At 74.4% G+C, this 22,637-nt stretch carries 19 protein-coding genes, 1 tRNA gene and 1 riboswitch; of the genes, 11 read left to right on the top strand and 9 right to left on the bottom strand.

All coding sequences use genetic code 11. From position 1 onward, the window contains the following. Nucleotides 1-630: 630 nt before the first annotated feature. From ACIP4O_RS27500 to ACIP4O_RS27490, 3 genes are all read left to right on the top strand, one after another. On the top strand, nucleotides 631-2,061 hold the full coding sequence (locus tag ACIP4O_RS27500) for a sporulation protein (RefSeq protein ID WP_401578480.1): 1,431 nt from the start codon (nucleotides 631-633) through the stop codon (nucleotides 2,059-2,061). Between the two features lie 333 nt (nucleotides 2,062-2,394). Continuing rightward, nucleotides 2,395-3,306 carry a tRNA (guanosine(46)-N7)-methyltransferase TrmB gene (trmB, locus tag ACIP4O_RS27495; RefSeq protein ID WP_401578478.1) on the top strand — a complete coding sequence of 304 codons (912 nt, stop codon included), beginning with the start codon at nucleotides 2,395-2,397 and terminating at the stop codon, nucleotides 3,304-3,306. Nucleotides 3,307-3,564: 258 nt separating this feature from the next. Further along, entirely contained in the window at nucleotides 3,565-4,959 is a 1,395-nt protein-coding gene (locus tag ACIP4O_RS27490; RefSeq protein WP_401578508.1) for a PrsW family intramembrane metalloprotease, read from the top strand. Between the two features lie 37 nt (nucleotides 4,960-4,996). Here the strand turns inward: ACIP4O_RS27490 and ACIP4O_RS27485 are convergent, their stop codons facing one another. The 8 genes from ACIP4O_RS27485 to ACIP4O_RS27450 all read right to left on the bottom strand — a co-directional run bounded on the left by ACIP4O_RS27485 (nucleotide 4,997) and on the right by ACIP4O_RS27450 (nucleotide 15,377). Beyond that, nucleotides 4,997-5,941, bottom strand: a complete 945-nt coding sequence (locus tag ACIP4O_RS27485) for an aldo/keto reductase (RefSeq protein ID WP_401578476.1) — start codon at nucleotides 5,939-5,941, stop codon at nucleotides 4,997-4,999. A gap of 111 nt (nucleotides 5,942-6,052) precedes the next feature. Beyond that, complete coding sequence (locus ACIP4O_RS27480) at nucleotides 6,053-7,402, bottom strand: M23 family metallopeptidase (RefSeq protein WP_401578474.1); 1,350 nt, start codon at nucleotides 7,400-7,402, stop codon at nucleotides 6,053-6,055. A gap of 12 nt (nucleotides 7,403-7,414) precedes the next feature. After that, nucleotides 7,415-7,553: riboswitch (cyclic di-AMP (ydaO/yuaA leader) on the bottom strand. A 185-nt stretch (nucleotides 7,554-7,738) separates the two neighbouring features. After that, entirely contained in the window at nucleotides 7,739-8,941 is a 1,203-nt protein-coding gene (locus tag ACIP4O_RS27475; RefSeq protein ID WP_401578506.1) for a PP2C family protein-serine/threonine phosphatase, read from the bottom strand. A 633-nt stretch (nucleotides 8,942-9,574) separates the two neighbouring features. Beyond that, nucleotides 9,575-9,648: transfer RNA gene (locus ACIP4O_RS27470), tRNA-Met, on the bottom strand. A 51-nt stretch (nucleotides 9,649-9,699) separates the two neighbouring features. Beyond that, complete coding sequence (locus ACIP4O_RS27465; protein WP_401578472.1) at nucleotides 9,700-12,075, bottom strand: ABC transporter permease; 2,376 nt, start codon at nucleotides 12,073-12,075, stop codon at nucleotides 9,700-9,702. A 296-nt stretch (nucleotides 12,076-12,371) separates the two neighbouring features. Continuing rightward, nucleotides 12,372-13,208, bottom strand: coding sequence for a molybdate ABC transporter substrate-binding protein (modA, locus tag ACIP4O_RS27460; RefSeq protein WP_401578470.1), 837 nt, complete (start codon nucleotides 13,206-13,208; stop codon nucleotides 12,372-12,374). A 76-nt stretch (nucleotides 13,209-13,284) separates the two neighbouring features. Continuing rightward, nucleotides 13,285-13,683 (bottom strand): molybdopterin-binding protein, encoded by a 399-nt coding sequence (locus ACIP4O_RS27455; RefSeq protein ID WP_164282745.1) that lies wholly within the window; start codon nucleotides 13,681-13,683, stop codon nucleotides 13,285-13,287. Between the two features lie 962 nt (nucleotides 13,684-14,645). After that, entirely contained in the window at nucleotides 14,646-15,377 is a 732-nt protein-coding gene (locus ACIP4O_RS27450; protein ID WP_401578468.1) for an SDR family oxidoreductase, read from the bottom strand. A 187-nt stretch (nucleotides 15,378-15,564) separates the two neighbouring features. On the opposite strand from ACIP4O_RS27450, the gene ACIP4O_RS27445 reads away from it, so the two are divergent. The 8 genes from ACIP4O_RS27445 (at nucleotide 15,565) to ACIP4O_RS27410 (ending at nucleotide 21,670) form a co-directional block, all read left to right on the top strand. After that, entirely contained in the window at nucleotides 15,565-16,215 is a 651-nt protein-coding gene (locus ACIP4O_RS27445; protein ID WP_401578466.1) for a TetR/AcrR family transcriptional regulator, read from the top strand. A 270-nt stretch (nucleotides 16,216-16,485) separates the two neighbouring features. Then, entirely contained in the window at nucleotides 16,486-17,853 is a 1,368-nt protein-coding gene (locus ACIP4O_RS27440) for a rhodanese-like domain-containing protein (protein WP_401578464.1), read from the top strand. Between the two features lie 107 nt (nucleotides 17,854-17,960). Next, the gene (locus ACIP4O_RS27435) at nucleotides 17,961-18,302 is read left to right on the top strand and encodes a rhodanese-like domain-containing protein (protein ID WP_401578462.1); all 342 of its coding nucleotides are present in this window, start codon (nucleotides 17,961-17,963) and stop codon (nucleotides 18,300-18,302) included. A gap of 10 nt (nucleotides 18,303-18,312) precedes the next feature. Further along, nucleotides 18,313-19,068, top strand: a complete 756-nt coding sequence (locus ACIP4O_RS27430; RefSeq protein ID WP_401578461.1) for a sulfite exporter TauE/SafE family protein — start codon at nucleotides 18,313-18,315, stop codon at nucleotides 19,066-19,068. A gap of 111 nt (nucleotides 19,069-19,179) precedes the next feature. Further along, entirely contained in the window at nucleotides 19,180-19,467 is a 288-nt protein-coding gene (locus ACIP4O_RS27425) for a metal-sensitive transcriptional regulator (protein ID WP_361329698.1), read from the top strand. Between the two features lie 150 nt (nucleotides 19,468-19,617). Further along, complete coding sequence (locus ACIP4O_RS27420; protein ID WP_401578459.1) at nucleotides 19,618-20,211, top strand: helix-turn-helix domain-containing protein; 594 nt, start codon at nucleotides 19,618-19,620, stop codon at nucleotides 20,209-20,211. A 170-nt stretch (nucleotides 20,212-20,381) separates the two neighbouring features. Beyond that, nucleotides 20,382-21,242 carry a class I SAM-dependent methyltransferase gene (locus ACIP4O_RS27415; RefSeq protein ID WP_401578457.1) on the top strand — a complete coding sequence of 287 codons (861 nt, stop codon included), beginning with the start codon at nucleotides 20,382-20,384 and terminating at the stop codon, nucleotides 21,240-21,242. 62 nt (nucleotides 21,243-21,304) lie between these two features. Then, the gene (locus ACIP4O_RS27410) at nucleotides 21,305-21,670 is read left to right on the top strand and encodes a hypothetical protein (protein ID WP_401578455.1); all 366 of its coding nucleotides are present in this window, start codon (nucleotides 21,305-21,307) and stop codon (nucleotides 21,668-21,670) included. A gap of 108 nt (nucleotides 21,671-21,778) precedes the next feature. Here ACIP4O_RS27410 and ACIP4O_RS27405 read toward each other — a convergent pair whose 3' ends face one another. Next, the gene (locus tag ACIP4O_RS27405) at nucleotides 21,779-22,561 is read right to left on the bottom strand and encodes a glycoside hydrolase (RefSeq protein ID WP_401578453.1); all 783 of its coding nucleotides are present in this window, start codon (nucleotides 22,559-22,561) and stop codon (nucleotides 21,779-21,781) included. Nucleotides 22,562-22,637 lie beyond the last annotated feature (76 nt).

Here is a 22,637-nt window from a genome sequence, read left to right as displayed (position 1 = left end):
CCACTCCCCACTCCCCCGAAAACCACCCCACCCCCCCCGCACGTCACCCTCCCCCCGCACCTCACCCTCCCCCCGCACCTCACCCTCCCCCCTCCCCCACCACCGCACCCCCCGCCGCCGCACCCCCCGCCGCCGCCTCCCTGCCTCGCCCCAGGCCCCCGTCGCCTCCGGCTGGTGACCAACTCGGCCGCTGGGCCGCCAACCCCGCGCCACCCCGGGCGAGGCGGCGTGCGGGGGGCGGCGGGGGCGCGGGGGATCGTCCTCCGGATGCGGGGGCGGCGGTCCGGCGGCGGGGGGAGCGGAGGAGGACGGCGTCAACAGTCCGTGACCGGCGGAGGAGGGGCCCGCGGGAGGGTGCGGGCCGGGCGGCGGGGCCGGGCGCGGGGGTCGGGGGCGTCGGAAAGGCGCTGCCCGGCGCCGCGTGCGGGACCCTCCGGAGCGTTCGGCCGGGGGCGGGGCGGGGGCGTCGTCGTGGCCCGGTGGCGAGGCGCGCCCGGCCACGGGGAGCGGCAACAATCTCGCCATCCGGAACCGCCGCTCTTAACGCTTGGGATGCGGGGAACTACGCTGGGTTTACCAATGCCGCACGGTTATGCCGGAGCGGCGGGCGTCTGTGTCGAGGGGTGGCGCATGTCCAGGGAGCAACGCGGACCGAACGAGAAACTCGGTGCCGTCCTCGCCCTCGCGGGCATCAGCAACGCGGGGCTTGCGCGGCGTGTGAACGACCTCGGTCAGCAGCGGGGGCTGACCCTGCGTTATGACAAGACCTCGGTGGCGCGCTGGGTGTCGAAGGGGATGGTGCCGCAGGGCGCCGCCCCGCACCTCATCGCGGCGGCCATCGGGCAGAAGCTGGGCCGACCGGTCCCGCTGCACGAGATCGGCCTCGCCGATGCCGACCCGACGCCGGAGGTGGGCCTCACCTTCCCGCGCGATGTCGGCCGGGCCGTGAAATCGGCGACCGAGCTGTACCGGCTCGACCTCGCCGGGCGCCGCGCCGGGGGAGGCATCTGGCAGTCGCTCGCCGGGTCCTTCTCGGTGAGCGCCTACGCCACGCCGGCCTCGCGCTGGCTCATATCCCCGGCGGACGGTTCGGTGGCGCGCGAGCCCGCCGCCGCGGGGCCGGGAGAAGGGGGTGGCACGACGTTCCGCGTCGGCCACAGCGATGTGCGCAAGCTGCGCGAGGCCGCCGAGGACGCGCGGCGCTGGGACTCCAAGTACGGGGGCGGCGACTGGCGTTCGTCGATGGTGCCGGAGTGCCTGCGGGTCGAGGCGGCACCACTCCTGCTCGGCGCGTACTCCGACGACGTGGGGCGCGCGCTCTTCGGCGCGACCGCCGAGCTGACCCGGCTCGCCGGCTGGATGGCCTTCGACACCGGGCAGCAGGAGGCCGCGCAGCGCTACTACATCCAGGCGCTGCGCCTCGCGCGCGCGGCGGCGGACGTGCCGCTGGGCGGGTACGTGCTCGCGACGATGTCGCTCCAGGCCACGTACCGGGGCTTCGGGGACGAGGGCGTCGATCTCGCCCAGGCCGCGGCCGAGCGGAACCGGGGCCTCGCGACCGCGCGGACCATGAGCTTCTTCCGGCTCGTCGAGGCGCGTGCGCACGCGCGGGCCAAGGACGCCCCGGCGGCCTCGGCGGCGCTGCGGGCGGCGGAGAGCTGGCTGGAGCGGGCGCGGCCGGGGGACGAGGACCCGGCGTGGCTCGGCTTCTACGGCGAGGACCGTTTCGCCGCCGACGCCGCCGAGTGCTACCGCGACCTCAAGCACCCGCGCCAGGTGCGGCGTTTCACGGAGCAGGCGCTGTCGCGGCCGACGGAGGAGTACGTGCGCTCGCACGGCCTGCGGCTCGTGGTCTCGGCGGTCGCCGAGCTGGAGTCCGGGAACCTCGACGCGGCGTGCGAGCAGGGTTCGCGGGCGGTCGAGGTCGCCGGGCGGATCTCCTCGGCGCGGACGAAGGAGTACGTCAAGGACCTGCTGCGGAAGCTGGAGCCGTACGGGGACGAGCCGCGCGTCGCGGAACTGCGCGAGCGCGCGAAGCCGCTGCTCGTGGCACCGGCGTAGGGGGCGGTACGGGTCCGGGAAGGGCGGTACGGGCCGGGACGACGTACGGGCCGGCAAGGCGGTATGGGTTCGGGCGGCGGTACGGAGGTGACTCCCGGCGTACGGGCGGCTCAGCCCGTACCGCCCCGGGCTCCGCCCCCGGCCACCACCGCTGCCCCGCCCCCGCTGCCGCCGCCCGCCCCGTCGCCATGTCGCGATCGCGGCGCGAGGCGTGCGCGAGGCGTGCGCGAGGGTCCGAAGCCGCACCGTTATCCACAGCCTGTGGACAATCACACCGCCTCCGCCACTGCCCGCCTCCACCCTCCGCCCCGGTTCCGTAGAATCGACGGCATTGTGTCCGAGCACCCCCGCACCCCCGCGCCGACCGCGAGCCCCACGGCCGCCGAGTCCGGCGAGTCCGCCACGCCGACCACCGAGCCCGCCACGCGCCCCGGCCCCGAGGCCTTGCCGCCCCGTACCCGGGCGCAGGGGCGGATGTTCGTCGAGGGCGTGGGCCCCGCCGCCGATCCCTCGCGCGCGCTGGGCGAGCGCCGTATCAAGAGCTTCACGCCGCGCCGCAGCCGCGTGACCACCGCGCAGGCCGAACACCTGCGGAAGCACTGGTCGCGCTGGGGCCTGGACGTGGACGGGCGCGAGGTCCTCGACCTCAAGGCCCTCTTCGACGGGCTGCCCGTGGTCCTGGAGATCGGCTTCGGCATGGGCGAGACGACCGCGAGGATGGCCGCCGCCGATCCCTCGACGGGCATCCTCGCCGTCGACGTGCACACGCCGGGGCAGGGTCAACTGCTCGGTCTCGCCGCCGCGAGCGGCCTGGAGAACGTACGGGTCGCGAACGGCGACGCCGTCGTCCTGCTCCGCGACATGCTCCCCGCCGCCGCGCTCGCGGGGGTACGGGTCTACTTCCCCGACCCCTGGCCCAAGGCCCGGCACCACAAGCGCCGCATCATCCAGCCGCACTTCCTCGACCTGGCGGCGAGCCGCATGGCGGAGGGCGGGGTGCTGCACTGCGCGACCGACTGGGAGCCGTACGCGGAACACATGCTGGAGGTGCTGAGCGCGCACCCGGCGTTCGACAACACGGCCCCGGGGGGCGGCTTCGCCGAGCGCCCCGGCTTCCGGCCCGAGACGCGGTTCGAGGGCCAGGGCCTGCGGAAGGGGCACGTCGTGCACGACCTGCTGTTCCGGCGGAACGGGTACGCGGTCGCGGAGCCCGAGCGGGTGGAGGCCCGGCCCGAGGAGGGCTGACCGGCCACGGCCACGAGAAGACCGCGCCGGACCAGCATCACGAGCCCCCGGGAGACCACCACCGCGCGTCCCCCAGCGGTCCCCACCGCGAGACCTCGAAGAAGCGGCGAACACGCGTTCCGGGTCCGGCTGTCAGTGCGGGTCGTTAAGGTCGGAGGCGTGAACTCTCCGCCTGCCCCGCCCGCACCGCAGGGGCTCCTGACGCCGCGAAGGCCGCGCTGGTGGCGACGCCGGGGCGTGCGTCTCACCGGCCTGGCCGTGCTGCTCGCGCTGTGCGGTCTCGTGATGGCGGGGCTCGTGCGGGAGGAGACCGGGACCGAGGCGTTCCTCGTGGGCCTCGGCCTCGCGGTGCTGCCCGCGCCCGCCGTGGTGCTCGCGTTCCGCTGGCTGGGCCGCGCGCACCCCCTGCCCTGGCGCGCGCAGGCCTTCGTACTCGCCTGGGGAGCCTGCGCGGGCGCGCTCATCGCGCTCGTCGCGAACAGCTTCGCGGCCGTGTGGCTCGCCGACGTCTGGGCCCACCCGGTCGACCCGAACACCGTCGCCGCGCTCGCCGTCGCGCCCGTCGTCGAGGAGAGCGCGAAGGCCACGGCACTCCTGCTCGTCCTGGTCTTCCACGGTCGCCTGATACGCGGGCCCGTCGACGCGGTGGTCCTCACGGGCCTCACGGCGACGGGCTTCGCCTTCACCGAGAACATCCTCTACCTCGCCAAGGCGTTCGGTTCGGATCGCGACGAGGGCACAGGGGCCGCCATCACCGTCGCCACCTTCTTCGTGCGCGCCGTCTTCTCACCCTTCGCGCATCCGCTCTTCACCTGCATGACGGGCCTCGGCGTGGGCCTCGCGCTGCTGAGCAGGCGCCGCGTGGGCCGCGTCCTGCTCCCCGTCGCGGGCCTGCTCCTCGCCATGGGCATGCACGCGGCGTGGAACGGCTCGACGGTCCTCGGCCCGCTCGGCTTCCCGCTCGTCTACGTGACGATCATGATCCCCGCGCTCGGGCTGACCGCGTGGCTCGTGCTGTGGCACCGGCAGCGCGAACTGCGCACGGTGCGCGAGACGCTGCCCCGGTACGCGCTCGCCGGCTGGCTCTCCCCGTACGAGCCCCTCGCGCTCGGCTCGCTGCGCTCCCGCCGCGTCGCCGCCGAGTTCGCCTCGTACCACGGCGTACGTGCCGACGCCCGCCGCCTGCGCCTGTACGCGGCCGCCGCGACGCGCCTCGCGCTGCTGCGCTCCGACGCCGAACACGGCCGCCGCACCCCCGACTTCGCCCGCCGCGAGCGCGCGCTCCTCGACCACCTGTGGCGCGAGCGCGCGCTCGCCCGCCCCGCCTTCGCCCACTCCTGGCGCCTCGTCCGGCCCCGCGCCCCGCACCTCCTCCCCGCCCAACCGGCCACCGCGGCGGCCCCCGGAGGCTGGTACGCCCCTCCGGCGTGGTGGCCGTCCGGTCCACCGCGCGGGTACGGGCAGGCGCCCGGCCACAGGTACGGGCCACCGCCGCCGTACGGCCGGGCGCATGCCCCGTACGGCGCGAGCCCCGCCGCATCCGCACCGGCGAAGCCCCCGTACGCACCCGTCCCCGCCGGGATTCCGACGGGGACGGGGCAGCCGAGCGGGGAGGGCGCGCACCGCGACCCGTGGGCGCCACCGCGGGACTAGCGTCCGCTTGAACGGTGACCGCTCAAGCGCGGGCCGCTCAGGCGGAGGCCGCCGTGAGCTTGTCCACCTCGTCCTGGGTCAGGGTCAGGTCGGCGAGAGCGACGAGCGCCTTGAGCTGCTCGGGGTTGCGGGCGCTGGCGATCGGCGCGACGACGGTCGGCCGTGCGGCGAGCCAGGCGAGCGCGACGGTGGCGAGTTCGGCGCCGTGCGCCTCGGCGACCTCGTCGAGCGCGGCGAGCACCTTGCGGCCGCTTTCCGTTTCGAGGTGCTTGCCCGCGCCCTCGGCGCGCACGCTGTCGACGGTGGTGCCGAGGCGGTACTTGCCGGTCAGGAAACCGGCCGCGAGGCCGTAGTACGGGACGGCCGCGAGCCCGCCGCGTCCGGCGATGTCCTGAAGCCGGCCCTCGTAGGTGTCGCGCGAGACGAGGTTGTACTGCGGCTGGAGCGCGACGTACTTCGCGACGCCCTCGCGGTCGGAGAAGTCCAGCGCCTCCTGAAGCCGCTCCGGGGAGATGTTCGAGGCGGCGATGGCCCGGATCTTGCCCGCCTTGACCAGTTCGTCGAGCGTCGTCAGGAACTCCCCGACCTCGACCGACTCGTCGTCGTAGTGCGTGTAGTAGAGGTCGATGTAGTCGCTCTGGAGGCGGCGCAGGGAGTCCTCGACAGCGGCCTTGACCGTGGCGGCGCGCAGGCCCTTGCGCGTGGACAGGGCACCGCCCTTGGTCGCGACGACGACGTCGGACCGGTTGCCGCGCGCCTTCATCCACTCGCCGATGATGCGCTCGGACACCCCGCCCTCGTTGCCCGGCACCCATTGGCTGTAGGCGTCGGCGGTGTCGACGAAGTTGCCACCCGCCCGTGTGTAGCCGTCGAGGACGGCGAAGGAGGTGTCGCGGTCGGCCGACCAGCCGAAGACGTTGCCACCGAGGGTGAGGGGGAAGACCTCGATGTCGGAGGCACCGAGTGAGCGGAGAGAAGTCATGAGGGCGTTCAACTCCTGAGGCGGTCGGAAAATTCCCGGCGGGGGATCGCTGACTTCGGCGGGGGATCGCTGACTTTTCTCCCGCGCCGTCACTTCCGCCGTGCGGGCGGGTCAGGGCTGCTGGCCGTGGTCCTGGAGCCATGGCAGGGGGTCGACCGCCGCGCCGCCCGCCGGGTGGACTTCCAGGTGGAGGTGAGGGCCTGTCACGTTGCCGGTCGCGCCGACCCGGCCGATGACCTCGCCGGTCGTCACCTTCTGCCCCACGCTCACCGAGATCGAGGACTGGTGGCAGTACCACAGCTCCGTACCGTCGTCGAGGAGGAGCACGGTGCGGTAGCCGTACGCGCCCGACCAGCCCGCCTCCTGAACGGTGGCCGAGTGGATCGCCTTGAGCGGCGTACCGGTCGGCGCGGCGAAGTCCAGCCCCGTGTGGTGCCCGGAGGACCACATCGAACCGCCGTCGCCGAAGTGCGAGGTGAGGGTGTAGGAGGCGACGGGGAGGGTGTAACTGCGGGCGAGTTTCGCGAGGCGCTCCGCCTCGGCCTTCGCCTTCGCCTCGGCCTCCGCCTTGGCCTTCGCCGCCGCTTCCTTCTTCTCCTGCTCGTCCGCGGCCTTCTTCTGCGCCTGTGCGGCGTGGTCGGCGGCGGCCCGCGCCGCGAGCGCCTCGGCCTGGTCGCGGGCGGTGCGGTCCGCGCTGTCGGCCTGGTTCTCGGCCTGCGCGAGGATACGGGCGCGCAGTGCCTCGCCCGCGTCGGTGGTGCCCTGCTCGCGGTCGGTGTCGGTGAGCCCGGCGTTGGTGAGCGGCGCGGCGGCGGGGTTGGCGGCGAGCTGCTCGGGCGTGTCGCCCTTGGCGTCGGCGACGAGCGAGCCGATACCGGGGAGCGATTCGGCGTCCGGCAGCACCTGCTTGAGCTGCCCGGTCACCTCCGTGACCTTCTCCGGCAGCGAGAGCTTGACCGGCGGCTTCTCCTGCGCCGAGGCGATACCGCCCGCGCCGACCGCGGCGAGCACCCCGACCCCGAGCACGGTCGAGCTGCGCGCGAGCCCGCCGCGCTGCTTGGCGACCCGGTGCCTGCCGCGCACGGAGCCGAGCGAGTCCTCGCTCGGATTCCACTCGCCGCCGGGCTCGCTGGTGCCCTCGCCGTACGCGCCGAAGCCGGCCGAGCCCGGGTAGACGTCCGCCGGGGCGGGGTGGCCCGCGGGCGGCGCGTACGCGGCATCGCTCCCGTAGGGCAGACCCGGGGCGGACCCGTACGACTGCGGGGGGACGGACCCGTACGACTGGGTGGGGGCGGACCCGTACGACTGGGTGGGGGCGGACCCGTACGACTGGGTGGGGGCGGCGGCCCCGTAGGGAGCGCCGGGGATGTGGGCCGGCGGCTGGGCTGGCAGCGAACCGCCGGGGGTCAGGGTGCCGGTGGGGAAGGCGCTGGGGCCGGGAGCAGGCGGGTTGGACGCCACGAAGGCGACTCTCCTTTCCTTCCTTCTCGCCTACCGGGTTAGCTGACGGGTTCGGAGCAGGAAGGTCTCCTACGGGTACCTGTACGGGCACCCGATTCACCCCGGAAGAGTGGTTCCCCGGTTCCCTCGCGGGATTCGGCGCACGCGCGCGGAGCCGACGCTCTCGCCGACTGGGACGACCGCGCTGCGTTATCGAACGTTAATAGACCCGCAGGGGTGATTCCAAGCCGTTCCCGATGATCCTTTACGGCCACCACCAGCGGCTAAACGGACATGTGGCGAGCGATCCGGACGAGTTGACCGGCCTCTCGTCCAGGCTGTGAAACTGATGGCGCGTCAGTTGTTATCAAATGATTCACGCGGGGTGACGGGCTCCGTGGCGTCTGCCGCGCCGACCGCGTCGGGCGTGCCGACCGTGGTGGCCTCGTCCGCCGCTCCGGCCGCGTCAGCCGTCGCGCCGGTCGTGCCCGCCGCCGGGGTCGCGGCTTCTTCGGGGCGGCGTACGGCGAGCAGGGCCATGTCGTCCGTCGTGGCGCCGCCCGTGTACCGCACGACCTCCTCGGTCAGCGTCGTCAGCAGGGCGCGCGGGTGCGGGAAGACGCGACCGCTGAGGCGGGCGACGGGGTCGTAGAAGCGCCCGCGCGCGTCACGGGCCTCGGAGAGGCCGTCCGTGTAGAGGAGGAGGGTCGCGCCGGGCGGGAAGTCGATGATCTCGGCGCGGTCGGGCCAGGCGCCGAGTTCGCCCATGCCGAGCGGCAGCGCGTGCTCGCCGGGGGTCAGGACGTGGAGCCGGCCGTCGCGTTCGAGAAGCAGCGGTTCGGTGTGGCCTCGGTTGACGAGCCGCAGTTCGGCGGCGCCGCGCGGGACCTCGGCGAGCACGGCGGTCGTGAAGCCCTCGAAGGCGTCGAGCGCGCGGCGGCGCAGCCCCTCGCGGGCGAGGGCGCGTTCGAGGCGCTGCGCGACACCCTCCACGGTCGGCTCCTGCTCGGCGGCCTCGCGAAAGGCCCCGATGACGACGGAGACCGCCTCGACCGCGCCGAGACCCTTGCCCCGCACGTCGCCGAGCACCATCCGGACGCCGTACGGGGTGTCCTGCACCGCGTACAGGTCGCCGCCGATGAAGGCATCGGCCTCGGCGGCCTCGTACTGAGCGGCGACATCGAGCCCGCCGATCCGCTCGGCGGGCACGGGCAGCACGGCGCGCTGCGCGACGGCGGCGACGTTCTGCAGGGAGGCGAGGCGGCGGTCGCCGCGGCGGATGAGGGCGTTGATGAGCACGGCGAGCGCGGCGACGGTGAGCACGGTGGACAGCTCGATGAGGAAGGGCCCGGTGGGCAGCCGTCCCCGAATGACCTGGAGCAGGATCTCCCCCACCGCCGCGAGCCCCCCGACCCCCGCGGTGATCCGCCACGAGGCGAAGGGCGCGGCAACGAGCGGCGCGGCGGCGAAGAACGGCGCCCCGGTGAACGTCGCGGGCGCGAACAGCCCGAAGACGAACCCGCAGACCACCAGCAGCAACGGCACCACCCGCACCAGCACCCGCACCCCCACCTCCCGCCGCGCCCACGCGGCAGTGAGCTGGGGGTGCGGATGAGGGTGGGGCCGCGGCGGAGGCGGAACGGGTTTGTAGTCCTGGCGAGGCGGGGTGTCCCAGGTGGGGGCGGCGGGCGAGGCGGCGGGGCCGGAGGCGGAGGAGGGGCCGGAGGTGGGTGAGGGGCTGGAGGTGGGGGACTCGGCGGTGCCGGGGGCCTTGGGGGGCGCCGGGTCGCCGGAGTCCCCGGAGCCGTGATTGGCCTGGTGCGCCGGTTCGGGGTCGGTCTCGCCGGCGCCGACCTGCTCGGAGTCCGTGCCCGGGCGGCCCGGCTGTTCAGGGTGAGCCCCGTCGGGCCTCTCCCGATCCGGGTTCTTCGGAGCGGGGGGCGCGGAGGGGGGCGGGCCGGGGGTGGGGTGTTCGGGGCGTGGAGAGTTGTCGCTCCCGCCCGGCCCCGTTCCTCGCTGCCCCAAGGCTCGCCTCCCGCCGGCCGTGCGCGCGCCCGCGCCCCTTGTGCGTACGTACTTCTTCCAGGGTCGCGCCGCGCGAGGGGTGCCGCGAGTCGAGGGCGGCCGGGCGGGGCCTCGCTCCGGCATGACGAAGGCCCCGGCGCATAGGGGCGCCGGGGCCTTCGTACTGAGTAGCGGGGACAGGATTTGAACCTGCGACCTCTGGGTTATGAGCCCAGCGAGCTACCGAGCTGCTCCACCCCGCGTCGGTAAACACAACTGTACACCCTTCCCGGGGTGCTTCGCGCCACCGTCGTTCACAGGGCCACGAGGGTGATGTCCGTGGCCTTCACACTGGCCCAGACGGGCGTCCCTTCGCGCAGGGCGAGGTCGGCGGCGGCCTCGGGGGTGATCTCGGCGACGAGGTCGGGGCAGTCGGGGCCGGTGAGGAGGACGCGGAGGCGGCTGCCGAGAGCGGTGATCTCGGTGACGGTGCAGGCGTAGGTGTTGCGGGGGCTGCCGGTCGGACGGCTCGGGTGGAGTGCGACGGACTCGGGAGCGATGACGGCGAGCGCGGGGGTGCCGACGGGCAGGGCGGGCGCGTCGGCGGGAGGTGCGACGACGAGGTGTCCCCCGGCCTCGGGGGCGAGCCCGTCAGGGGTCAGGGTGCCCGGCCAGGCGTTGCGGCCGAGCATGCGCGCGACCCATGCGGAGCGGGGGCGGCGCGCGACCTCGGCGGGCGGCGCGTCCTGCACCGTACGACCCGCGTCGAGCACGAGAACGCGGTCGGCGAGCGAGACCGCTTCGACGGGGTCGTGCGTGACGAGCAGGCAGACGCCCCCGAAGCCGTCGAGGTGGCGGCGCAGGGCGTGCCGTACCTGGGCGCGGGTGGTCTGGTCGAGCGCGGCGAGGGGTTCGTCGAGGAGGAGCAGGCGGGGGCGGACGGCGAGGGCACGCGCGAGGGCCACGCGTTGCGCCTGGCCGCCGGAGAGCTGGGCGGGTCGACGATGGGCGAGGTGCCCGACTCCGAGCCGGTCGAGGTGCACGCGGGCGGTACGGCGGGCCTCGGCGCGCGGGACGCCGTGGGCGCGGAGGCCGTAGGCGGTGTTGGCGAGCGCGCTGAGGTGCGGAAAGAGCGCGCCGTCCTGTGGGACCCACGCGACGCCGCGCCGGTGCGGGGGCAGGGCGGTGATGTCGTCCGTGCCGAGGCGGAGTTCGGCATGGGCGCGCGGGGTGAGGCCGAGGAGGGCCCGCAGGAGGGTCGTCTTGCCCGCCCCGTTGCGGCCCACGACGGCGACGGTGGTCCCGGGGTCCGCGTCGAGGTCGAGGTTCGTGTAGCCGCTCAGGGTCGCGTGCAGCGCGTACGTGGGAAGGGGGTCATGGGCCTCCTCGGTCGTGTCGCGGGCCTCACCGGGTGTGAGGTCCTCGTCGGGTGCGGTGCGTCCTTCGCCGAGCCGGGGACGCGGGCGCGGTGCGGCGAGAGATCGCTTGCCGGCACCTTGCCCCATGAGATCGCCGCCACCCCTTTCCGCCGATTCTTCACCCCAACGGGTGAAGTCGCCGCTTTGTTCGGCTTTTCGGGCATCCAAGGCGGGGTCCGGGACGTCTTCCTCTGTGACGGCGGTGGAACGGAAGCGGGCGGTGCGGGTGCTGGGGGCGGCGCCGGTCCAGCGTCCGCGCAGGCCGATGAGAACGGCCATCGCGATGGCGAGGAGCAGCAAGGAGACGGAGGTGGCGGCTTCCGGGGAGTCCTGGAGGAGGAGGTAGACCTGGAGCGGAAGGGTCTGGGTGGTGCCGGGGAGATTGCCGGCGAAGGTGATGGTGGCGCCGAACTCACCGAGGGCGCGGGCCCAGGTGAGGGCGGCTCCGGCGGCGAGGCCGGGGGCTACGAGGGGGAGGGTGACGGTACGGAAGACGCGCAACGGGGAGGCGCCGAGCGAGGCGGCGGTCTCCTCGTAGCCGGGGCGGAGTCCGGCGAGGGTGCCTTCCAGGCTGATGACGAGGAAGGGCATGGAGACGAAGGCGGCGGCGAGCACGGCGCCGGAGGTGTGGAAGGGCAGGACGATCCCGAAGGTGTCCTCCAGCCACGGCCCGAGCAGCCCCCGCCGCCCGAAGCCGAGCAGGAGCGCGACGCCGCCGACGGTCGGGGGCAGCACCATCGGCAGCAGTACGAGGGAGCGGACGAGCGCCTTGCCGGGGAAGTCGGTGCGGGCGAGCAGCCAGGCGAGGGGCACACCGAAGAGAAGGGAGAGCCCGAGGGCACCGAGCGAGACGAGGAGCGAGAGACGGAGGGCGGTGAGCGTCTCGGGGCTGGTGAGGTGGGTGCCGAGCTGACTCCACGAGGTGCGGGCCAGCACCCCGAGGAGCGGGATCAGAAGGAGGGCTACGCCGAGGAGAGCGGGGACGAGGAGGACGAGCGGGGCCCGGCGGCGGGCGCCCCGCGCGCGACGGCGGGGGTGCGGGGGGTGGCGGTCGTCGCGCGGGGTGGGACGGTCGGGGTGCGGGGGGCGGCGGTCGTCACGCGGGGTGGGACGGCCCGGGTGCGCGGCGGGACGGCGGGGGGCGGGACGGTCCTCGCGCGGCGCGCGGGTGAAGGGGGGAGGCTGAGTTCGGGCGGAGCCGACAGGGGCACGGAGGGTGCTGGGCACCTCCGGCACCACAGGTCCCTCCTGTGCCTCAGGCCCCTCCGGCACCGCAGGGGCTGCCGCTGCCCGTCCCGGCTCGCTCGCGTCTGACGTCGCGCCCGTGTGTGACGTGCCCTCCGTGCCTGACGCCCTGTCCGTGCCTGACGCCCTGTCCGTGCCTGACACGTCGGACGCCCCACCGGCGCCGGGCGGCGCTTCCGACGCGGCCGGGGCATCCGGCGCGGCCGGGACGTCCGGGGTATCCGGGGTATCCGGGACGTCCGGGGTATCCGGGACGTCCGGCGCGTCCGGCCCGGAGCGCTCCGGTGGGTCCGGCCTGCTGGGGCTTGCGGGTGCGGGGTCGGTCACGGCTGCTGGAAGCCCGCGTGCTGGAGGATGCTCTGGGCCTCGTTGCCGGAGAGCCAGGTGAGGAAGTCGGCGGTGGCCTCGGCGTGCTTGGAGCCCTTGAGGGCTGCGGCGGGGTAGGAGGCGACGGCGTTCTGCGTGTCGGGGATGTCGATGGCGTCGACCTTGTCGGGGACGGTCGCGGCGTCGGTCTTGTAGACGATGCCGGCGTCCGCCTCGCCGAGCTGGACCTTGCTCAGGACGGCGCGGACGTTCGGCTCCTCGGAGACGGCCTTGACCTCGAGGTGCTGCTTGTCGAGGACTTGGCGGGAGTAGTTGCCCACCGGGACCTCCTTCGCGGCGAGAACGACCTTGAGCTTGGGGTCGGTGAGGTCCTTCAGGTTCTGGACCTTCTCCGGGTTTCCGTCGCCGACCGCGATGACAAGGCGGTTCTTGGCGATGACCGCAGGGGTGTCCGTCTCGCCCTTGAGGCCGTCCATCGTCTTGGTGTCGGCGGTGACGATGGCGTCGGCGGGGGCGCCCTGGCGGACCTGAGCGGCGAGTTCCTGGGAACCGGCGAAGGAGAACTTCAGGGTGATACCGGGGTGTTCCTTCTCGTACGTCTTCTTCGCCTCGCCGAAGACGTCGGTGAGCGAGGAGGCGGCGAGGACGGTGAGGTCGGCCTTCTCGGACTCCTTCACGTCCTTGGCGCTGGAGGAGCTGGTGGAGCCGGGGTCACGCTTTTCGGCGGTCTCGTGGTCGTCGCCGCAAGCGGTGAGAGCACCGACGAGGAGGGCGGAGGCGACGACACCGGTCGTGGCGCGCCGCAGGGTGCGGGCGGTGGGCAGCGAGGACATGGCGGAGGGCTCCTGACGGTGGGGGCGGAGGAAGGAGGAGGGCGAGGCGGGGACGGAAGGCGGGCGGTGACCGGGGTCAGTAGCGGTCCACGTGCACGTTCGTGGATTTGACGCGCGCGGTGGCTTCCATGCCGACCTCCAGGCCGAGTTCCTCGACGGCCTCGCGGGTCAGCAGGGAGACGAGCCGGTGCGGTCCGGCCTGGATCTCGACCTGGGCGGCGACGTCCCCGAGGCGAACGGCGGTGACGATGCCGGGGAAGGCGTTGCGCACGGAGGTGTACGGTTCCTCGTCCTCCCCACCTCCTCCGCCCTGGCCGACCTCGACGCACAGCGCGGCGAGGTCGCGCCCCGCGATGAGCCGGCGCCCGGAGTCGTCCCGGTGGGTGGCGACCCGCCCGGCGTCGGCCCAGCGCCGTGCGGTGTCGGGGCTGACCCCGAGCAGCCGCGCCGCGCGGCCAATTGTGTAGGACTGCATGTGCGGAAAACTAGGGCGCATCGGCTCGCAAGTGCAAGATGGGCCCGATTTTCTCCTGGCACCTGCGGTTTCCCACGCCAGGGGCCGAGCGGGCCCGAGCGCCCCAACGGCCCGAGCGATCCCGTCGGCCAGACCGGCCCCGAAGGCCCGAAGGCCCGAGCCTCGCACGCGACCCCACCGGCCCACCGGCCCACCGGCCCACCGGCCCAGCGACCCAGCGACCCAGCGACCCAGCGACCCAGCGGCCCAGCGGCCCAGCGACCCGAGCATCGCAAGCGACCCCACCGGCCAGACCGGCCCACCGGCCCGAGCGCCCCCACGCGGCCGAAGCGGCCACTAGGGCGAACGGCCCGACCGATCCAAGGGCCAGAGCGGCCTCAAGCGGCGAGCGAACCAACAGTCCGGGCCACCCCCACCGCCCAAGCGGCCCCACCGGCCAGATCGGCCCCGAACTGCCTGAAGGCGCGAAGGCGCGAAGGCGCGAGCATCGCAAGCGACTCCACCGGCCAGACCGGCCCACCGGCCCGAGCGCCCCCACCCGGCCGAAGCGGCCACAAGCGGCGAACAGCCCGACCGGCCCAAAGGCTAGAGCGATTCAACCGGCCAGAGCGGCCCAAGCAGCGAGCGAACCAACAGTCCGGGCCACCCCCACGGCCCGAGCGCCCCCACCGGCCAGAGCGCCCCCACCGGCCAGAGCGGCTCCGAACTGCCCGAACGGCCCGAAGACCCGAGCGCAAGCGACCCGAAGACCCGAGCGCAAGCGACCCCACGGCCAGACCGGCCGACCGGCCCACCCCACAACCCGACCGACCCACCAACCCAAGCGACCCCATAGCCCGAGCAGCCCCCAGCCCGAGCGCCCCCACGCCCCAGCCAGCCAGGACAGCCCCAAGCGGCCCAGCGCCCCTGCGCCACCCAGCGACCCTGCGGCGCCCCCCGAAGCCGCCGAGCCGTCGGTCGTTTCAGCCCTGGACGGTCGGGCGGAGCGTGATGGCGCCGATCTCGACGTCCTGGGGCTGTTCGATGGCGAAGGCGATGGCGCGCGCTACCGCTTCGGGGGCGAGCGCGAAGGGGAGCATCGCCGCGTGCGGGTTCTCGGCGACCCCCGGGGGGTCGCTGAGTTCGGTGCGGACGTAGCCGGGGGAGATCGTGGTGGTGCGCAGGGTGCCGTCCGTGGATTCTTGGCGGAGGGCCTCCATGAAGGTGCGGACGGCGTTCTTGGTGGCGGCGTAGACCGCCTGGCCCGGGACGATCTTGAGGCCGGCGGTGGAGACGGTCGCGACGACGTGGCCTTCGCCCTGGGCGCGGAAGACGGGGAGGGCGGCGGCGACGCCGTGCAGGACGCCACGCAGGTTGACGTCGACCATCGCGGTCCAGGCGGCGAGGTCGAGTCCGGCCACGGGGCCGACGGTGGCGACTCCGGCGTTGGCGACGAGCACGTCGAGTCGCCCGTACTCCTCGACCGCGCGCGCCACCATCGCTTCCTGGTCGGCCGGCACGGTGACGTCGGACGGCAGCGCGAGCGCCCGGCCCCCCTCGGCTCGGATCTCGGCGGCGAGTGCGTCGAGGCGGTCGGTGCGGCGGGCACCGAGGACGACGGCGGCGCCGCGTGCCGCGAGGAGCCGGGCCGTGGCCTCGCCGATGCCGCTGCTCGCGCCGGTGAGGGCGACGACTTTCCCCGCGATGCCTGACATGGGAGTACTCACTCTCGTACGGTGGGAAACGGAAGCAGATGCGGACACGTGTCCGCTTACCTTCGGACCGTACTGGACACGTGTCCGCTTGTCCACGAGCGGGCTCGTCCGCGCGTACGAGGGTGAGTGCGCCACCAGGCGCCACCGTGCCCACCGCGCGCCACCGCGCGCCACCGACAGGAGCACCATGCCGACCGACCCCGGCCACCCCGGACCCCAGCCCGAGCCGCCCGCGCACCCCGAGACGGCGGCCGCCGGCCACCTCCCCGCCGGCCACCTCCCCGCCGACCGCCGCCGCTCCGACGCGGTGCGCAACCGCGCCCGGATCGTGGCGGCGGCGCGGGACGCGCTGGCGGGGGCGGCGCCTGGGGAGGAGTTGCGGCTCAACGCGGTGGCCAAGGCGGCGGGGGTCGGCCAGGGCACGCTGTACCGGCACTTCGCGACGCGCGAGGAGTTGCTCGCCGAGGTGCACCGGCAGGATGTCGCCGAACTGGTCGACGAGGCGGACGCCTTGCTCGCCGCGTACCCGCCGGTGGAGGCGCTGGGCCGGTGGTTCGACCGGCTCACCGCGTACGCGCGGGTCAAGCGGGGGGTGCTCGCGGCGCTGGAGCCCCGCGCGTGGAACGCGCTCGCGGCACGCAGTCACGGCACCCTGACCGAGGCGATCGAGCGCCTGCTCGCGGCGGGACGGGCGGACGGGAGCATCCGCGCGGACGTGGACGCGCGCGACGTGATCGTCCTCATCGCGTATCTCGCGCGGCTGGAGGAGTCGGAGTGGCCGACGCGGGCGCGCCACCTCCTGGACGTGCTCCTGAACGGACTGCGTACGCGCCCGTAACCCGCGCCAGGGCCAAGCGCCGCCACCACCCCCGCACACCACCACCCGCGCACCGCCACCACACCACCCCGCCCCCGCCCTCCCCCGGCGGCACATCGCGGCGGTACGGACGCGCGCCCGCGCCAGGCCCCCCGCACCCGCACCCGCACCCGCACCCGCACCCGCACCCGCACCCGCACCCGCACCCGCACCCGGATACCCCCCGGGGTACAGGTGTTACGGTGAAATGAATACCCCCCGGGGTAATTCATGCCCCCGAAAGGAGCACCCGTGTTCTTCGTCGACACCCTCGACCTCCCCGGCCTCGGGAACCGCGGCTACCTCGCCGGCGGCTCCCGCACCGCCGTCGCGATCGACCCGCCGCGCGACTTCGCGCAGGTCATCGAGGCCGCCGCGCGGCGCGGGGTGCGGATCGCGTACGTCGTCGAGACGCACGTGCACAACGACTACGTCTCCGGGGGCCTGGAGCTGGCGCGTACGACCGGCGCGCGCTATCTCGTCCCGGCGGCCGCCCGCGTCGCCTTCGCGCGTACCCCCGTCGCGGACGGCGACACGGTGACGGTGGACGAGGCGGGGCCCGAGGCCCTGCGCCTGACCGCCGTGGCGACCCCGGGGCACACCCCGCACCACACCTCGTACGTGCTGCGCGAGGGCGAGCGTCCCGTCGCCGCGTTCACCGGCGGTTCGCTGCTGATCGGCGCGGTCGGCCGTCCCGACCTCGTCGAGCCGCGCCTGACCGAGGATCTCGCCCGCGCCCAGCACGCCTCGGCGCACCGCCTCGCCGCCACGCTCCCCGACGAGACGACGGTCCTCCCGACGCACGGTTTCGGAAGTTTCTGTTCGTCCGGCAGCACGGATGGTGCGGATACGAGCACGATCGGCGCCGAGAAGAAGGCGAACCCCGCGCTCACGACCGACGCGGACACCTTCGTCGCCGAACTGATCGCGGGGCTCGACGACGTGCCCGCCTACTACGCGCACATGGGCCCGGCGAACGCGGCGGGCCCCGCCCCCCTCGACCTCACCCCGCCCGCTCCCGCGACGCCGCACGACATCGCGGCGCGGCTCGCGGCCGGGGAGTGGATCGTGGACCTGCGCCACCGCCTCGCCTTCGCCGCCGGGCACGTCGCCGGCTCGCTGAACTTCGAGGCCGAGGGTCAACTCGCCACCTATCTGGCCTGGTTGATCCCCTGGGGCAAGCCCGTCACGCTCCTCGCCGAGACTCCCGAGCAACTGGCTTCGGCGCAGCGCGAGTTGGTACGGGTCGGCATCGACCGCCCGGCAGCGGCGGCGACGGGCGGGCCCGCCGACTGGCTCCCCGAGGGCGAGACTCCCCGCTCCTTCCGGCGCGCCACCTTCGCGGAGCTGTCCGCGCAACCGGGCGCCACCGTGCTCGACGTACGCCGCGACGCCGAGCGCGCGAACGGCTGGATCACGGGTTCCGTCCACATCCCGGTCCACGAACTCCCCCTCCGGCTGGCCGAATTGCCCGAGGGCGAGGTGTGGGTGCACTGCGCGGGCGGGACGCGTGCCGCGATCGCCGCCTCCTTCCTGGACGCGGCGGGCCGCGAAGTGGTCGCGGTCGACGACGCCTTCACGTCGGCCCCGGCGGCGGGCCTGGAGGTCGTACAGGGCTGAGCGACCCTCCCGGGCCGACTCGCTATCGGCGCGCCACCCTCGTACGCCCCCCTCGCACCTCCCCTCAGCCAACAACCCCCGCACCCCGCACCCCCCAAGGCCCCACCATGCCCCTCTTCCGCCGCACTCCCCGCGCCCCCCGGCTCACCCCGGCGGAGGCCCACGCCCTCACCACCTCCCCTCGCACCGAAGGCGGAACCGTCCTCCTCGATGTTCGCGAGCAGCCCGAGTACCGCGCCGCACACGCCCCCGGCGCCGTGCTCGCCCCGCTCGGCGCCCTCGCCGCCGGGGCCCCGCTCCCGCCCGCCGCGAGGGACAAGGAGCTCGTCGTGATCTGCCGCGGCGGGCACCGTTCGCGACAGGCCGTGCGGCTGCTCGCCGCGCGCGGGATCGACGCGGTGGACGTCGACGGCGGGATGACCGCGTGGGCGGCGGCCGGCTCCCCGTGATCCGCGTCTCGTGATCACGACGGTCCTCGCGCTCGTCGCGGGCGCTGTGGTGGGGCTCGCGCTCGGCGGCCTCGGTGGCGGCGGCAGCGTCCTCGCCGTACCGGCGCTGATCTACCTGCTCGGCTTCTCGCCCTCGGCGGCGACGACGGCGAGCCTCCTCATCGTGACGGCGACGACGGCGACCGCGCTCTACGGGCACGCGCGCGAGGGGGCGGTCGCGTGGCGCACGGGCGCGCTCTTCGCGCTCGCGGGCATCGCCCCCGCCTTCGCGGCGGGCACGCTCGCGGACCACCTCCCACAACCGGCCCTGACCTGCGCTTTCTCGGCCATCGCCGCACTCGCGGCGGTACGGATGCTGCGCCCCGCCCCCGGTACGCCGAGGCGCACGCGCACGCATCCGGGCGCTGCGGCGGGCGCGGGCGCGGGCCTCGGCGCGGTGACGGGGCTGCTCGGCGTGGGCGGCGGCTTCCTCGCCGTACCCGCCCTGACGGGCGTACTGCGCCTGCCGATGCGCCGCGCGATCGGCACGAGCCTGCTCGTCATCACCGTCAACTCGCTCACGGCCCTCACCGCGCGCACCGGCACGGCGGACGCGCTCGACTGGGCCGTCGTCGCCCCCTTCACCGGCGCCGCGATCCTCGGCGCCCGGGACGGCAAGCGGCTCGCCGCACGCCTCTCGGGCCCCCTCCTGCGGCGGGTCTTCGCGTACGTACTCCTCGTGGTCGCGGCATTCATGCTGGTCGACGCGGTGGCGCTACGAGCCTGAGGGCGACGCCACGAGTCTCAGGGCCGCGGGCGGGCGCGGTCCGCGCAGTAGTCTTACCCCCGGGGGTATCGCCGGGAGTTCGTCCCCCGGTACGGAGAGGAAGTCGTGATGGTGGAACTCGAACTGGCCGCCGAGGAGCTGAAGTCGGTGCTCAACCGGCTGCGGCGGGCGCAGGGGCAGCTGGCGGGCGTCATCCGCATGATCGAGGAGGGACGTGACTGCGAGGAGGTCGTCACCCAGCTCGCCGCCGCCTCCCGCGCGCTCGACCGCGCAGGTTTCGCCATCATCGCGACGGGGCTCCAGCAGTGCATGACGGAGGTCGAGGAGGGCAAGCGCACCCCGGAGGACAGGGACGCGCTGCGCGGCCGGCTGGAGAAGCTCTTCCTCTCGCTGGCGTGACGCGCGGAACGGGCGCGACGGGCGCGCGTCGGGTGTGCGGGGCGCGTCGGGTGTGCGGGGCGCGCGACGAGTGTGAAGGGCGCGTCGGGTGTGCGGGGCGCGAGGGGCGCGCGACGGCCACTGATGCCCGCGACGCATACCCTCTCGCCCATGACGCAAAGCGATGACGACCTGGACAGCCTCGTACGCAGACGCGTCCGTGCCCTGCGGGTGGCCCAGGGCTGGTCGCTCGAAGAGCTGGCCCGCCGCGCGAACCTCAGCCAGTCCACGCTGAGCCGGATCGAGAACGGTCAACGACGCCTGGCGCTCGACAGCCTCGTGACCCTCGCCCGCGCTCTCGACACGAGCCTCGACCAGCTTGTCGAGACGGCGTCCGACGACGTCGTGACCAACCCGGTGATCGACGGCGCGCGCGGCCAGCTGCGCTGGCCGGTGAAGGCCGACCCGGGACTGACGGTCGTACGGCAGCGCATCACGGAGCCGCCGCCGGAGAAGCCGTCGAAGCTGCGCGCGCACCCGGGCCGCGAGTGGCTCGTCGTCCTCTCGGGCACGGCGACGCTGCTTCTCGGCCACCGGCGCTTCCGCGTCGAGACCAACCAGTCGGCCGAGTTCCCCACGATGCTCCCGCACGCGATCGGCACGGAGTCGGGTCCCTGCGAGATCCTCGGCATCTTCGACAGGGACGCGCGGCGGGGACACCAGCGGGGGGACGGGACCGGGGGCACCGCCCGTACGGAGCGCTGACGCGCGACCCCGCGCGCCCCGGCCCGTACCGCTCACACGCGACCCCGCGCACGCGCGCCCCACCCCGCCGCCCCTCCCGCCTTGCGCCTTCGGCACCGGAACGGGCCACGCTCTTGCGCGAGAGGCCAGAGCCCGGGCCTCGCACGCATATCTTCCGTACCGTGGAGGGCATGTCCCACGCACACCACACCCACGAGCCCGACCACCGCACCCACGAACCCCACCACCACACCTCCCCCGACCTCTCCGCCCTCCAGGCCGAGGTCCTCGACCTCGACGCCGAGGTCCTCGCCTCGCACATCGCCTCGCTCACGGACTGGCTGCCGCTGACCGCCGCTCCGCGCCACATCGTGGACCTCGGCTCCGGCACGGGCGCGGGGACCTTCGCGCTCCTCGACCGTTTCCCCGAGGCGCACGTCACGGCCGTCGACACCTCCGCGCCGCACCTCCAGCGGCTGCGCGAGAAGGCGTGCGCGGCGGGCCTGGAGGGGCGCGTACGCACGGTCCAGGCCGACCTGGACGCGGCCACCTGGCCCGAGCTCGGCACCCCCGACCTGGTCTGGGCCTCCGCCTCCATGCACCACATGGCCGACCCGGACCAGGCCCTTCGCCACGTCCGCGAACTCCTCTCCCCCACCGGCCTGTTCGCCCTGCTCGAACTCTCCGGCTTCCCCCGCTTCCTGCCCGCCGGGGAGGAAGCGGCCCTCGAAGAGCGCGCGCACACCGCGAGCGACCGCTTCCACGCCGAGCACGTCCCGCACCGGGGCGCCGAGTGGGGACCGAAACTGACGGCGGCGGGCTTCACGATCGCGGGCGAACGCACCCTGGACGTACGGATCGAGGACCCCGGGAACCCGGCGATCGCCCGCTACGCCCTGGCCGGCCTGACCCGCCTGCGCACGACGGTCGCCGAGGGCCTGCCCCCCGAGGACCTGAAGGCCCTGGACGCCCTCATCGCCCCCGAAATCCTCATCCCACGACGGGACTTGACCGTCCGCACGACCCGCCAGATCTGGGCCGCCCGTCCCTGACCGCAACGCGCGACCTCCTGCCTCGTTGACCCCGAGGGGCCACCGAGACAGGGGACTTGCGCATGCGACCGGAACAACTCCAGATATTCCTGAAGGAACTGCTGCCCACCGCCCGGACCTTCGAGGAGACGGGCGAGAAGAAGTACCCCTTCGGCGTGGTGATCCCGCGCGCCAATGGCGAGGACCGCTGGCACCTGATCGGCCAGCTCTCCCCCGCCGAGAAACACGACACCCCCGCCCCGGCGACCACCGGCGCCCTCACCGAGGGCCCTCCCCCGCCCGACACGGCCCCCGCCGCCGCATGGCTCGCCGCCACCCTCACCGCGGCGGCACATCCCGAGATCGCCACGGTCACCTCCTGGCCCACCACCGCCGGCCTGACCATCGACTATCACAACGGCGCGAGGACCTTCGTCCGCGCCGTGTGACGCGAGGCCCGCCCGGTTCCTGACAGGGCGACGCCCGATCCGGGCAACCGGCCACCCCGGACCGGCCGTAGCCGTCACCTCAGCCGTGCACCCCCGGCGGGCCGCCTCTCACCCCACGCTGAACGAGAAGTCCGTCACCGCGAGGCCCGCGCCGTTCTCCCACGGCTCGAACCCGGCCTGGACGCTGGTGAGATACCAGTCCGGTGTGGCCAGCCCCTCCGCGATGGCGCCGTTCACGAAGTCCTTCACATCGAAGTCGAGACTCCCGAGCGCGCCGGGCGCGACGTACGAAACGACGTCGTTGGAGCCGTTGTTACCCTTCCACACGTCCCAGTTCTGCCCGGCGATCGTCGTGTTGCCGGTCTTGGAACCGATGGGCTGGACCGGCCCGACCTTGTTGAGCCAGATCATGATCTCGGTGCGGTTCACACCGTCCGTCCTCGGCTCCGGGTCGAGCCAGATGTCGTACGCGGCGTCGTAGACCGCGCCGTCCGTGTAGCGGTACGCGATCCGGCTCGGCGCGCTGCCGATCGCGTTCACCTGCTTGGGCAGTACGGTGCCGGGCGAGCAGTTGGTGTAGTGGCAGCCCGCGTAGATCGACGGGTACGACTTCGGGGCGCCGTTCGTCGGGACGGAGCCGTCGGCGCGGCTCAGCGTGAAGCCGTTGCCCGACTGGTCGACGCACTGGGGGGCGGTCGTGCCCCAGGCGTTGTTCTGCACGATGTACCCGCCGGGAGTGGGCACACTGCCGAACTGCTCGCAGGTCTGCGCGTCGGCGACGGCGGACCCGCCCGCGGCCGCGACGGCGGTGAGCGACCCGGCGGCGAGCACGAGCGCGGCGGCCAAGGCCCGCCCCTTCCCGGCCGGACGGGGACGAAGAGTGATGTGCATGGAGGGTTCCTTCCCTCGGACAACGTGGGGGGAGGGCCGTGGGGGCCCGTCGTGCGAGGCGAGGCCGGGGCTCACT

Source organism: Streptomyces sp. NPDC088923 (assembly GCF_044749745.1).
In the GTDB taxonomy this organism is placed as follows: Bacteria; Actinomycetota; Actinomycetes; order Streptomycetales; family Streptomycetaceae; genus Streptomyces.
The sequence above is the reverse complement of the archived record's forward strand: the minus strand, read 5'-3'. Positions and strand labels throughout refer to the sequence as shown.

Bases quoted from the DNA above. Each gene is read 5' to 3' on its own strand.
- ACIP4O_RS27500 (WP_401578480.1), top strand. From the start codon at position 631: ATGTCCAGGGAGCAACGCGGACCGAACGAGAAACTCGGTGCCGTCCTC.
- ACIP4O_RS27485 (WP_401578476.1), bottom strand. From the start codon at position 5,941: ATGACTTCTCTCCGCTCACTCGGTGCCTCCGACATCGAGGTCTTCCCC.
- modA (WP_401578470.1), bottom strand. From the start codon at position 13,208: ATGTCCTCGCTGCCCACCGCCCGCACCCTGCGGCGCGCCACGACCGGT.
- ACIP4O_RS27455 (WP_164282745.1), bottom strand. From the start codon at position 13,683: ATGCAGTCCTACACAATTGGCCGCGCGGCGCGGCTGCTCGGGGTCAGC.
- ACIP4O_RS27450 (WP_401578468.1), bottom strand. From the start codon at position 15,377: ATGTCAGGCATCGCGGGGAAAGTCGTCGCCCTCACCGGCGCGAGCAGC.
- ACIP4O_RS27445 (WP_401578466.1), top strand. From the start codon at position 15,565: ATGCCGACCGACCCCGGCCACCCCGGACCCCAGCCCGAGCCGCCCGCG.
- ACIP4O_RS27435 (WP_401578462.1), top strand. From the start codon at position 17,961: ATGCCCCTCTTCCGCCGCACTCCCCGCGCCCCCCGGCTCACCCCGGCG.
- ACIP4O_RS27420 (WP_401578459.1), top strand. From the start codon at position 19,618: ATGACGCAAAGCGATGACGACCTGGACAGCCTCGTACGCAGACGCGTC.
- ACIP4O_RS27415 (WP_401578457.1), top strand. From the start codon at position 20,382: ATGTCCCACGCACACCACACCCACGAGCCCGACCACCGCACCCACGAA.
- ACIP4O_RS27410 (WP_401578455.1), top strand. From the start codon at position 21,305: ATGCGACCGGAACAACTCCAGATATTCCTGAAGGAACTGCTGCCCACC.
- ACIP4O_RS27405 (WP_401578453.1), bottom strand. From the start codon at position 22,561: ATGCACATCACTCTTCGTCCCCGTCCGGCCGGGAAGGGGCGGGCCTTG.